This window comes from Alteromonas sp. (assembly GCF_984505615.1).
The window spans coordinates 1-12,118 of sequence record NZ_CFHOXV010000014.1; the positions used below are offsets into that span (position 1 = coordinate 1).

Genomic DNA, 12,118 nt, shown 5'->3' on the forward strand with positions numbered 1-12,118 from the left:
ATTGCCTAACTCTAAGACTAGCTTAGAGGTGAGGCGGACCATCTAATTAAGCCCGCTCAGTGGCGGGCCTTATGTGATCAGGTTTAATCGCTATTGCGATTCAAAGTTTTTCAGCAGAATTTCAGCGTTATCGATGTGTTTCAGGATGTCCTGAATCATCTGGCATTTGCCCTGCTGACGAAAAATCTGTGTTGTCTCGGTAGCGGTACGCAGCGCCTGACTTTCTTCTTCAAGCCGGTGTCGCAGATACTCTGCTACTTTTGCAGCGTAGAGGCTCTGACCGCGCTTGATGCCGTCGAAGGCCTGCAGCACCTGCTTCATATTGATGTCATTTTGCATTGGCCGGCATCGCTTGTGCGGCAGCCTGTTGCTGCATCATCATTTGTTGTTGAATACGCGCTTTGAGTTCTTCTTTTTCAGGTAGCGTGCGGTCTGTCGGTAAATCCAGATTGCGCAGATATTGCTTGTAAATTTCGTAGCGCTCATCGGTACCGAAAATTTGCTGGTCTACCTGGTTACCGGTCAGTTGCAGCAGCTCCTGCTGGCGCATTGCGATAGCTTCTTTATACATCAGAGAATCAGAGCCGCGGGCTTTGACGCAGGCATCGCCTTTGATGTCATCCGGCACGGACGGGTCAAGCATCAAGGTGTTGTACAGCGTTTCAATAACCGGTTCGATAACGCCAAGGTCGATGTTCCTTACCATGCCCTTCATGGTCTTACTGGCTGCATTCATCAGCATAGAGAGACCGGAAGCGGTTTTCGCTGCGCCTGCACCACCGTCAGAGCCGAATGCATATTGCGGGATCCCCGACTGTTCGTCGGCATAACGGGCAGCACGTTCGTAAACATTCAGCAATTCATTGGCTTTGGTTTCCGGCATGAAGAACGATACACCGGGACCGGGTGCCCCGCCCTTATTCGAATCATAGGCGAACATTTGCCATGGTCTGATTTTAGGGGGAGATACCTGCCCTGTAGGTAATTTTGAGACGTCGTATGCCACCATGGGACCGGAGGCCATTGCCATATTGTTAATAAGGCTCCGTGCTGTGGCATTACACCAGTCTTGTGTATCGGCAATCATTTCCGGCAGCGCTTCACCCCAGAACGAACCGGGTACACTACGCAGGCTTGCCCAGTAGTAATTGATTTTGCCGGCGGGATCCGGATTGATGATGGCGCGGATGGTGTAAGGACCAATACAAATCACCGATACGGGATATTCTTCCATGGGGTCAGGTACACTTTGGGGATTCATACCCCAGTCAATGAGCATTTTGCCCTGCACCGTGCCTGAGAATTTGATGCCGTCAATCAGGTCGTAATTCTGTATCAGGTAGCTTTCACGGCCCTCAAGTCGGTCCCGTTCGCCTTCATTAAACAACCACTCACGACGCCCGCCGTTACGGAACTGGTTTAACACCTCGTAGATAGCCTGTTTGTCATAGCCGGGCGCTTTACGTAAACCGGCAAGGGCTTCAGGTGTATAGCGTACATGCTGAATAAACCATGTCTGACGACTGTTATCTGTCGTTGGTGACGGATAAGCATCAAACGGGCTTACACGCTCAAACTCGCGGCTGATAGTATACTCTTTTCGTGGTTCGTGTTTGCCGCCGATGCTTACCCACTTTATCTTTTTGCGCTGACGGAAATTGATGCCACCGATGATTGCTGTGGGGTAAGTCACGAAGTCATCAAGAAAATCATCAAATACCTGACGCCATTTTCCTTCAACCAGAACATCATCGATATGCTTGCTCATCCCGTCCATGCGTTCTTCAGCAATCTGGAAAAGCTTCGACTTGATTTGCTTTTCGTGCTTCTTCATCAGCCCGAACGCTTGTTGTTCTGACACAGCCAAATTCGGGTTACCCTGCTGCTGCGCCATCATGTTCAACTGCTGCATCCCCTGCATAGCGGTCATGATGAGTTCTTCATGGATTTCAGGGGGCAAATCAGGAATAGGAGTCGGAGATATTGAGAACGGCCGGTCAGAAGAGAATATATCACCCAGCCAGGCTTTAGCACCCACACATTTATTGCCGGTGATATTCATATAGATATCTGAACCACCGACTGACTCAATGTCAGCTTTCTTTTGCGGGTCGTAAATACCACGCCGGCGGCGCAGGCAGTCTGTCAGGCGGTCAGTGATGTCATAACGATGTGTTTTCGCTATCTCCCACTTGCTTTGTACATAGCGGGCCAGATTATCAATGACCGGTGATTGCTGACGCTCACGCATCTCAACGTCTTTTGCTATCTGCGCCTGCTTTTCATCTTCGAGCTGTTGCGCTGACTTAAACGTGATCATACAAATCCTGATGCGTTGACATCGTCCTGATAGACGACGGCGGTTTCATAGAGATTGGAAAGCCGGTGTTCCAGTTTCCGTAATGCGGTGGCAAATGTTCTGAATCCGTCTGCGGTGTGGCTGGCTTCATCGTGCGCCGGGTGATTCTTCCAGACGCCAAATTTGTCATCCCACTCTTTGCGGTATGCCTGCAATTTGCTCACGCCTGCTTCACAGCGTGACTCATCAAACCAGCACATTGGCAATACCGCCCGGCATGCCTCAATGCCGTCTATCACAGACAGCTTAGGCGCGACTTCGAAATTGATACCGAGTGTTTTGGCCTGCTCTAACCGGGATAAGCCGGTACCGAGCTCACGGTGACTAATATCGTGCGGCGCTACGTGTAATCCGTAGCGGTAACCCAGTTCAGCGGCCTTTTCATCCAGCATGCGCTTGTAGAACGGCAGGCCTTCACCGTGGTTTTCATAGTAATCGATAACACGATATTCACGACCAACCTGCTGTATGAACCAGCAGGTCATCATGTCGTTAACGCCGAGATCCCAGAATGTGTGAACCAGTGCGCTTGATTCATGCGGCACACTGGTTATCTGGTTGCGCTGATGTAACTGAGTAAACTGGCGGGCAAAGTAAGCACCGGCAATGGTCTGCTCAAACGCCTCTTTCGGTGACGACGGGTATTCCCGCTTCATATCATCGCCGAGGGTCTTTTCTTTTACCGCGTACCAGGCTTTCTGCCCGTTGGTGAGCGTGATATCCAGTTCAGCGCAAATCTTCTCGAAATACTCGAGTAATCGCTGCGGTATCACGCCGTTGTAATCATCGAGCGTATAATTCGGATCTTCAAACCATGGGAAGAAAAAGAATTCCCACTCAAGCCGGGATAACTCTTTACCTGAAAGCAGGTTCGCTTCAGCATCCTGGCAGTAGTTGAAGAAGTAGCCCTGCTTACCTTCGGCTGTGGACTCAATGGTAATTACGCAGTTTTTACCTACCGCCTCAAACGCACCGGTGACAATCTCACGGGCTTTGTGCGGGTACTTAGCGCATATCTTTCCGAATTCACTCACATGCAAATAAACCAGCGTACCGCCCCGAAATGAGGTACCGACACTGATAGATGAGTCATTCGCAAAGACCAGCTCCCCGCCAGTGTCTTTTACCGCCGGCATTTGTGCCCGGATGGTTTCTGGCAGGTTGTCATAAGCGAACTTTATCTTTTCCCTGAACAGTCGTTCTGCATCGAACTTCGTGTGCGCAATCACACCGCATTTGGTGTTGTTGTTGAACAGGGCCGCGTCAAGCATGAAAATCATCTTGAACGTGGTAAAACCCAACTGGCGGGCTTTTAAGATAATGTTCCGGTAGTGCATCCATCGGAAATAGAAAGCCTGGGCGCGATTCAGTTTGAACAGCACCTTGTTGCCATCTTTATCGATGATGTAATACAGGTTGTTAATTCGCCAGAACCAGTCGCGCAGCAACTCTACCCCGACCCCATCCACTTTCTGCGGGTCGATGGCTGCTGTTGTCATTTACTGATCTTTCGGGAAATTAATGTTGTCTTTAGGTAGTGGACTCACGCGTTCTTCTGCGTTGCGCTTGGCGATGTCGTTCATGGTGTCGGCCAGGCTTACCGTTGCATCCAGTAAGCGCTGTTCACGGAATGCCTGAACGTCGATGTGCTTACCGAGCAGTTCAAGGTTTTTCACCTTGTCGGGCCATTTGATTTTGCGCAGGACCGTTTCAACGTCACCCGACATGATTTCCTGAATATCCAGCCCGGAAATGGTTCTGCGCCATGCTTTGGGCCAATCTCTGATAGGGAGCATATTGCCGGTGTTATCCAGAATATCGATAACGTCCATTTCGTCGATTTCAACCAGGCGTTTTAGTACATAGTCGGCGTCGACTTTTGTGCGTTCGAGGCGTTTTTCTTTGCCTTCGGAGATGGCTTTTTGGATTTCAGGTTTTTTCAGTAACTTAAAACCTTCTGCGCCAGCCGTCTTTTCGCTTTTGCAGGAATACTTTGAACGCATGTAAGCCTGCGTTGCATTCAAGTCGATAAGATACTCCGCAACAAACGATTCCTGCTTGTCGGTGAGAGTCTTATTCATGTGATTATTCAGTTTATGAAGTATAACCCCCTAGATTTTGACACTCCGTGAATAGTTATTCACAGATTCAGTGTTTTATTCAGGGCGTTATTCAGTTTATATGTTCTTCCGACACTTCGTTAACGCTATCTTCCAGTAGGCGTTGCACTGTAAGTTTATGCAGTTCCTGCTGGCGTTTGTCTTCGCGTCGTTTGTAGTCGAGTTCTTTACGTTTAAAGTAGTAATTGACGGCTAAGCCTGCGACACCTATCACCACACCGGCGACAATGCCAAATGCCTGGGTGGTAACGAATCCCCACCCTGCTGTTAGCACGCTGCTGATGAAAGTCACAGCTGAAGCTTTATCTGTCATGGCGTGGTAATCGTTCTGTTGTGGGAGTGTGTGCATAAATTTGCCTGAGGCGAGATATCTATACCAGCAAACTACTGTATAAATAAACAGGCTTAAATTATCAATTAGTCGAAGTTTTCTTTTCTGCCTTGCGGTCCATCATCTTTTCAACGACAGGCCAGGCGTTTGTCAGAGCGCGTTCACCGAAGAGAAAACCAAGCACTAATGCGTTAATCAAATAAATGGCTGATTCCTGCTGCGCTGTGAATTCTCCCCATTTGCCTGAGAAGTAACAAGCATCCATGTAGAGTGTAGCGAATCCCCATACCGGGCGCTGACAACCACGAAAAAACAGGATTATCCGGCCAAGCCATCCAGCCTGAAGTAGATCAGATGCTGTCCCTTCCAGACTTTTGATTCTGTCAGTCAGCTGCTGGCGTTCTTCTGCCCATGCTTTATTCGCTGCTTCAGTGGCTTTCCGTGTCTCTTCTTTGATAGCCAGTTCCATCGTAGCTTTCTCAGTGTCTGTCATCGATGGCGGAAAGTAGGCTTTCACTCCATCCAGAATGGTTTCACCGATACCGCCGGTAAAGAAGTCAGCAACTTTGGTAAGTACATTCATTGCCATTCCCCTGTGAGCATCTGATCGTGCATGAGTTGCGCCCGTTCTGGTGTGTCCGTACGGGCGTATTTGGAATCCATCAACTCTTCAGCTGCGTCAGGGTAGTTTTCTGACTCATAGAATGCGATGGTCTTTTTGAATTTGAGCAGGCCTGTAATGCCGAACTGGAACGCCATATTGATGATGACAGCGCGGCGGGCATCGTTACCGGTCATTTTAATATTGCGGTAACAGGCCTCTTCCACTTTCGTCAGGTCGTTCATGAACAGGGTTTCAGACTGGTGTGGCGTGATTTTCTTTGTCTTCAGTCGCGCAATGACAACGTCAGGCGTTAATATCTCGCCGAAGATCATGTGACATTCTGCGTCACTGAGTCCGTTGGTTTCCAGATTACGGCCGATACCGATGGTCCAGAAGCCTTCAGTACACAGGTATGCGGTGAGCTTTTCGCCTTCGCACTGTTTAAGTTGCTGAATGAGCTTCTGGTAATCCATGATTTTCGGGCACAAAAAAAGCCCCGAGGCGTGAACCTTGGGGCTTGAAGTAGACTTTGGGAAGTATGGGGAAATAGTACGTAAAAGTGGCTGGTTAGTCAATAGTCTATTATTCGTTCGTATGCCCCCAGATGTGCGCCATGACTTCTGAGTTCAGATTGCAGATTTCCTGATACAGTCTGGCGTAGGTTTCCCGGTGAATTTCTTTCACGCTGCTGCGATTTACCCCGATACGGTCAGCGAACTGGCGGGCGGATAATGGCTTGATAACCGGGTCGCCCTGCTCATTGGTGATGAGTCCGCCGTACCGGTCTTTCTTATGCTCGGGCTTGGTGTATTCCCGTATTGCGGCGTTTACCATCTTCAGAAGCGTGACATCATTAATACCCTGAGCGTCCTCTTCGCGTAGTGCGGCCAGTAGTGCTGATTTAACCCTTACTTTGCACATAGCGTCACCACAGTAGAGGAATCGGGCGAGATAATAAGCCTTTTTGCTCAGCTTTTCTTTTGTGTCCGGATGCGGCAGAGCGAGTATGCCGGCAATTTCCAGATTATCCGGTGCCTGCCCGCCGAACCCCATACCGTCGATTTGTTTTGACTTAGTTGTCAGCTTTGCCAACTCTTTGATTGGATGCGCCATTGGATACCCTCAGTTATTGTTATTAATTATGCGAGGCCAGGCCTTTAATCGCTGGTCACGTTGTAGCTGCTTAAGAATCGAACTTACTGCCTCGTACATTTCAACGGGTACTTTCACGAATTTGTCTTCGTCATCGTTTTTAATGGTTTCGACAGTCTTGAACTTCGCTTTACAGGTTAAACACCTGCGCCACCTGTAAGTATCGCGCGATTCGAGAACCTGCGTATTACCGCCACACTCTGGGCAATGTAGCATTCTGTTTCCTCTGATTTAGCGCACGGCTTACGCCGCCTTTTGTTTTTCCAGTCCCCGGGTCTTCGCCCGATACCTGGCCTTTAATTCTATTATTTCGGACACCTGGTAATGTTTTGCCGGATGATTACCTTCCAACCATTCTACTTTTTCGGTTCCAATCTTCTTTATCAGGTTGATCCTGTACTTCACCAGGTTGCCTGAAAGGTGGTTATTGCATGCCGAACACTGCTTATGGCAATTTAGCTCCTCAAATCGCAATTCAGGGTTCGCCCCGACCGTTCGGTAATGTCCTGCATGGTACTGCCCAGTATGAAAGCGACCGCAACTGATACACGGCTCATTTGCATCCCTCGCTCTGATGAATGCGTTGAACGCCGTTTGTGCGTCCCGTAGGTGCTCGTTACGGGTTTTAAGCTTCTGCTTTTTCTCTTTGATGCGCTTTCTTTCAATCTTCCGTCCTTCCTTAGCCAGTGCCTTTCTGTTTGTGGCCGCAAATTCAATGAAGTGGTCCCGATTGCAGAACGCTTTCAGGCCATTAAGATACATCCCCTCTGCTGGTCCACGTTTCTTGCAGTGGGCGCACTGGCGGCGTTTCAAAGAAGTTCTTCCCTGACAATGATGCGCGTACTTTTTCTAAACGGTGGGTAGCCCCAAATTAAAGCTGTCCTTATATATTCCGGGATCGTTTTCCAGCTTCCATCCAGCATACGGACATAACAAACCGTCTTTGTCGGTGTAATCACGCTGCCATCCTCTCGTTCATGGTGGCTTCAAAATACAAATCGTCACCGGTGGTTAGTTTGTAGCTGCGTTCTGTGAAGTGCAGTTCGACTTTATTCAGGTAGCGGGCAAACTCTTTGACAGTGAACAAGCTGGTTACCGGCATATCGAATGGTGCAGTCATGAGTTTTAACCGGGTTTCGTAGTCCAGTGGCTTGAACACGGTTTCTATTTTGGCGCGGCACTGCTCATCTTCGATGAGAATAGGAATACCAAAGTGGTATTTGCAGAATGCCCGGTAATAGTCAGGTTCATTTCCGCTTTGTTCTGCCAGTTCGCGGTACCAGTGGAAGGCAAGCCGGTTTTGCTTTTCTTTCCGGCCTTCTTCATGGTTGCGCATTTGTATTTGCACCATGCCATGTTGAAGCAAGTCCTCAGCACCCCGAAAGATGCTGATAAGCTGTTGCTTGCTGGTAGCGGTTGCTGTTTGCCAGCTCATGACCCGCCCTTACGCTTACGATTGGGCCCGATGGCTTTACAGAAACTTTTACCGATAAATGCACCGAGTAACCCAATGAGCAGCATGAATAAGAGCTGCTCTGGTGCGAACAGCCTGGTTAGGGACAACAAGCCGGCAAACGTCATAAAGATAACGGCGAAGATTAATATGATTGCTAAATCTGCCCTCATCACGCCACCACTGCTTTGTAAGTTTTAGGCAGAGCATCAAAGGCTTTAATCGCCTCGTCTACGTCAGCATCTGCACTGATGCTGAATGGCACGCCATTAAAATTGAATGTCACAAACGCCAAGTGAAAAAAGCTGGCTTTCTGCTTTGCTTCTATAATCGCGTCCCGAAGACTGGTTCCCGCTAGGAACTCAACAGCCATACTGGCATTGCGATATGGCTCGATGGTGCCTGAAATAATTTTCGAGCCGTCCAGTTTGACGATCCATTCAGAAGGCTTAACTTCAGCCTGACGCTCAATAAACAGATGCTTGAACTCATGGATATTGTCAGACTTGTTCCACTTGCCCTCATCCCAGTAGCAGTAGTCGGCCTGCTTAACCTTATAAAATAGAGCTCTGAAATCATCGTTCCCAGGAAACCACAAAGTTGCTGAAGCCGGAGCCTTTGACCAATCTGGTTGATTCATAACACGTTTCCCCAAGCCAAACCGTGAAGAACACCGGCAACATAGCCACCGAATACAATACAAAAGGCAGTTGCTGCCCGTTTCCAGTCGATTTTTCTCACGCTACATCTCCTAATTCTTCCCATAGTTGCTGAAATGCTGATTCATCACCGTCTGCCATGTCTTTTGCCATCTGGCGGCGTTCGTGCTCATCTGCCGCCTGTTTCTTTAATTTCTGGCGCTGGCTTTGGCTGGCTAACATGTCCTGCCGAAAGCGCTCTTTTTTTCGTTGTTCCGGTCTCACGCTGCTTGCTCCTTACTGTCGATAGCGATGCTGTTATCAATCTGGTTGCCGAAAACATCCCAGCCCGGCGCTGATGTTCTGGCGAACATTTCGAGGCGTGGGACATCACCGCATAGTTGCTCAATGTCATTGCGGAAAATGGCCGGCTTCTCGCTGTGAATGCCGACCTTGGCCTCACGAACTGAGCGAACACCGTGGCTTTCGATTAAGTTGCTGAGCTTTCCGCGACTGGCAATTAACGCGCATTCTGCTCCGGCACGCGTGGTGTAACCCATTCCGAATACCGGATTGCCTTTAGTGGTAAGCTTGCGCCATACAAAACCTGTCATGGTGTTAAGTTTGAATCCCCAGGCATTAACCAGATCAAGTGCTTCCTGTGGCTGGCTGCCCACCCACCACATAACGAGCAGGCAATCTGGTGCCGCAAGTGATTGCACATCCATGCCTTTCATTTCTTCAAGGGACATAACGTCATACTTCTGTGCAGCCCCTGATTTCATTGAGCCGCCAGACTTTTTGCTGTTAAAGGACCAGGGCGGATCTGCGTAGATAACTTTGTACTGGTTCATAATCCCTTACCCCTCAAACTTCTCAGCAAATGCCTTTTTCGGCTTTGCTTCTTCGCCCACTATCCATTCGTTTTCACCCAGCGGGGTAAACTCGCTGAACAAACCACGAAACTTTGAACCGGCCATGCCGATTTCACCCATACGTGCCTTGCCGACAATCAACTCTGCTTTTCCCTTGTCCGCAGAATTCTCGTTGTAGACTTCATCGCGGTAGATAAAGAGGATTTTGTCTGCGTCCTGCTCAATTTGGCCGGACTCGCGCAGGTCTGAATTGCGCGGGCGTTTGTTGTTTCGGGTTTCCAGTGAGCGGGATAACTGCGATAACACAACCACCGGGCAATTGAACTCTTTCGCCAGCGCTTTAATGCCGCGGCTGATTTCGCTTATCTCGTTGGTGCGGTTGTCGGTCTTTGTGGTACCGCGAATGAGCTGAAGGTAATCCACCATGATCAGCGTAGGCTTGCCGTGTTTCTTCTGGTACCGGCGGATCTCAAGACGCATGCGCGGGATGGTCATGTATGCGTCGTCGATGATTTCCAGCTTCGTCTGCTTCAACTGGGCCATAACCTGAGAGGTTTTAGACCAGTAATGGTCTGTCATGCCCTCTTTGCCGTTCGGGCGCTGCAGAGAACTGATAGGGATTTGCCCCAGGCTGGACATCATTTTGTACATGAGCTGTTCGCGGGGCATTTCCAGGCTGAACACCACAGGGCGGCCGCCTTCACGGATAGTTTCTTTCGTCACCATGTTCATGGCAAAGGTGGTTTTCCCCATCGATGGACGGGCAGCGACAACGACCATGTCAGCGTCTTCAAGACCGTTTATCATTTTGTCCAGATCGGGAATGCCCGTAGACAAACCGGCGATTTCCCTTTCAGACTCTACACGCTTTTCAATCTGCGCGATGGTTGCCGCCATAGCTTCGTGAATTGAGTAATCCTGCTCTTTGGTCAGTAGTCGTTCAGATACTTCACCGATTAGCTTTTCAGCGTTACCCAAAATTTCAATCGCGTCGCTACCGTCAGAGTGATAGCACTGCTCAGTCACATCACTGGCCGCGCCGATTGCCTGGCGAAGCATGGAACGGTTACGGACCACGTTTGCATAGGTCTGTAAACCAGCCTGAGAGCCCGAAGCCATTGCGAGCTGATACACAGTCGATTCCCCGCCGATTTCATCCAGTTGGCCTTTGGTGCGAAGGTGATCAGGCAGTGTGGTCATGTCAGCTACCATTGCCATGCCGGCCATTTCCAGAATGCCTGCAAAAATAATTCTGTTGGTCGCTGTGTAAAAATCATCTGCCGTGATGATGGGCGCTACCAGATCCAGTCGCTGGTTGTCTGCCAGAACCGCAGCGATAACGGCTTGCTCTGCCTGCAGGCTGTGCGGTGGTACACGCAGTTGCTCAACGTTTTGGCTGAATGGGTTTTGTTTATGCATCATCGCCATCCTCCGACACTTCCCATTCGTTGTTTTTGATGAATCGCGCCATTTCCATTCGGCGATACTTGTCGAAGCTTGAACGTTTCCCCTCAGTATCTTTTTCGTGAAGATCAGCAAATGCTTTCTGAATGAGCTCGCCCATTGCTGAAATTTCTCTACGGATGAAATCGACACCCTTCTCGTTGATGTACTTGTTGCTGAATCGAGGAACAAACCGGTCTGTGAAGACAGCAGCTTTTGGTCCGGTCACGCCATCAGATGTGAGTTTCTTTCCTGCAAGCCAATGCTTCCAAAGATACGCGTATGCTTTCTCTCGAATTTCTTGACACTCACGCTGGGTCAACGACCCTGCATTAAGATCATTATTACTAGAAACATTATTGTTTTCTTGGTCACTTGATTGGTCAGGGCATTGGTCGCAACCGCCATTAGACCCCTTTGAATTCGCGGCCTGTGGTTGGTCACTTGATTGGTCACTTGATTGGTCGGTTTTTTGCCATTTTTGCCAGTTAGCGAAGGTTACGCGCTGTCCTATGCTGCGCTTACCTTTCTTGATTGTCTCCCGCCGGATAATGCCAAGATCTTCGAATTGTTGCAGAACACGCTTAACTTTAGAGTCGTTTACACCCTGGTCGACAAAGTGCTTACGTTTAGTAAAAAGTTGTCCTGGGTTCAAGAAAATGGTTACGCCATCCACTTCAATGCGTCTGCTTTTGTGTTGCGCGTCCAGAAGCATGTCTGTGAACATTCCACGGGCTATAAAGTCCTTGTAGAAGGGCTGCTTCTTAATGTCCCGCCACAGGCTTATGTAGCCGTTTTTACTGGGCATAGCTTGCTGCCCCTTGTTGAATTGATAGACGTTCTCTGCATTGCTAGCCATTGCGCTGCTCCTTAATGTTTGCCAGATAATCAATACAGCTATCCAGCGCATGCATGAGCGCTAATGCTTCACCGGCATCCATGACCAGAGAACGGCCTGTAATGTGGTCTTTGACAATGATGGTGTCTTTACCATGCACAGCGGTTATCTGGTGCCGCTTATTGCCTATTCTTTTAATATCGTTCATACTGAACCTCGCAATTGGAACCCCGTAGCCCTGCCAGGCGATGACCGGGGTTTTCTTTCGTCTAAAATTCGCGGCCCGTAACGTGGGCCATTCGAAA

General features: G+C 49.2%; 17 protein-coding genes. All 17 read right to left on the bottom strand.

The window, feature by feature from the left end:
- Positions 1-90 precede the first annotated feature (90 nt).
- The 17 genes from AC4PME_RS09960 to AC4PME_RS10040 all read right to left on the bottom strand — a co-directional run bounded on the left by AC4PME_RS09960 (position 91) and on the right by AC4PME_RS10040 (position 12,021).
- A complete protein-coding gene (locus tag AC4PME_RS09960) occupies positions 91-321 on the bottom strand; it encodes a hypothetical protein (RefSeq protein ID WP_491045459.1) in 231 nt (76 codons plus the stop codon).
- Positions 322-328: 7 nt separating this feature from the next.
- Positions 329-2,320, bottom strand: a complete 1,992-nt coding sequence (locus tag AC4PME_RS09965; RefSeq protein WP_491045460.1) for a portal protein — start codon at positions 2,318-2,320, stop codon at positions 329-331.
- Complete coding sequence (locus AC4PME_RS09970) at positions 2,317-3,858, bottom strand: terminase (protein WP_491045461.1); 1,542 nt, start codon at positions 3,856-3,858, stop codon at positions 2,317-2,319. Before AC4PME_RS09970 ends, AC4PME_RS09965 begins: the two co-directional genes overlap by 4 nt.
- Positions 3,859-4,440, bottom strand: coding sequence for a terminase small subunit (locus tag AC4PME_RS09975; RefSeq protein WP_491045462.1), 582 nt, complete (start codon positions 4,438-4,440; stop codon positions 3,859-3,861).
- 91 nt (positions 4,441-4,531) lie between these two features.
- The gene (locus AC4PME_RS09980) at positions 4,532-4,828 is read right to left on the bottom strand and encodes a phage holin (protein WP_491045463.1); all 297 of its coding nucleotides are present in this window, start codon (positions 4,826-4,828) and stop codon (positions 4,532-4,534) included.
- A 64-nt stretch (positions 4,829-4,892) separates the two neighbouring features.
- Complete coding sequence (locus AC4PME_RS09985; protein WP_491045464.1) at positions 4,893-5,393, bottom strand: hypothetical protein; 501 nt, start codon at positions 5,391-5,393, stop codon at positions 4,893-4,895.
- Positions 5,390-5,887: a glycoside hydrolase family protein gene (locus AC4PME_RS09990; protein WP_491045465.1), complete on the bottom strand. Its 498-nt coding sequence runs from the start codon at positions 5,885-5,887 to the stop codon at positions 5,390-5,392. The genes AC4PME_RS09985 and AC4PME_RS09990 overlap by 4 nt, the downstream gene beginning before the upstream one ends.
- A 109-nt stretch (positions 5,888-5,996) precedes the next feature.
- The gene (locus tag AC4PME_RS09995) at positions 5,997-6,527 is read right to left on the bottom strand and encodes a hypothetical protein (RefSeq protein ID WP_491045466.1); all 531 of its coding nucleotides are present in this window, start codon (positions 6,525-6,527) and stop codon (positions 5,997-5,999) included.
- 9 nt (positions 6,528-6,536) lie between these two features.
- Entirely contained in the window at positions 6,537-6,782 is a 246-nt protein-coding gene (locus AC4PME_RS10000; protein WP_491045467.1) for an NrdR family transcriptional regulator, read from the bottom strand.
- Between the two features lie 27 nt (positions 6,783-6,809).
- On the bottom strand, positions 6,810-7,379 hold the full coding sequence (locus tag AC4PME_RS10005) for a recombination protein NinG (RefSeq protein ID WP_491045468.1): 570 nt from the start codon (positions 7,377-7,379) through the stop codon (positions 6,810-6,812).
- A 142-nt stretch (positions 7,380-7,521) separates the two neighbouring features.
- The gene (locus tag AC4PME_RS10010; protein ID WP_491045469.1) at positions 7,522-8,001 is read right to left on the bottom strand and encodes a hypothetical protein; all 480 of its coding nucleotides are present in this window, start codon (positions 7,999-8,001) and stop codon (positions 7,522-7,524) included.
- A gap of 190 nt (positions 8,002-8,191) precedes the next feature.
- On the bottom strand, positions 8,192-8,659 hold the full coding sequence (locus AC4PME_RS10015; protein ID WP_491045470.1) for a hypothetical protein: 468 nt from the start codon (positions 8,657-8,659) through the stop codon (positions 8,192-8,194).
- Between the two features lie 97 nt (positions 8,660-8,756).
- Positions 8,757-8,900 (bottom strand): hypothetical protein, encoded by a 144-nt coding sequence (locus tag AC4PME_RS10020; protein ID WP_491529580.1) that lies wholly within the window; start codon positions 8,898-8,900, stop codon positions 8,757-8,759.
- 38 nt (positions 8,901-8,938) lie between these two features.
- Complete coding sequence (locus tag AC4PME_RS10025) at positions 8,939-9,511, bottom strand: MT-A70 family methyltransferase (RefSeq protein ID WP_491045472.1); 573 nt, start codon at positions 9,509-9,511, stop codon at positions 8,939-8,941.
- A 6-nt stretch (positions 9,512-9,517) separates the two neighbouring features.
- On the bottom strand, positions 9,518-10,954 hold the full coding sequence (gene dnaB, locus AC4PME_RS10030; RefSeq protein WP_491045473.1) for a replicative DNA helicase: 1,437 nt from the start codon (positions 10,952-10,954) through the stop codon (positions 9,518-9,520).
- Positions 10,944-11,834, bottom strand: a complete 891-nt coding sequence (locus tag AC4PME_RS10035) for a hypothetical protein (RefSeq protein ID WP_491045474.1) — start codon at positions 11,832-11,834, stop codon at positions 10,944-10,946. Before AC4PME_RS10035 ends, dnaB begins: the two co-directional genes overlap by 11 nt.
- Complete coding sequence (locus AC4PME_RS10040) at positions 11,827-12,021, bottom strand: hypothetical protein (RefSeq protein WP_491045475.1); 195 nt, start codon at positions 12,019-12,021, stop codon at positions 11,827-11,829. Before AC4PME_RS10040 ends, AC4PME_RS10035 begins: the two co-directional genes overlap by 8 nt.
- Positions 12,022-12,118: the final 97 nt, after the last annotated feature.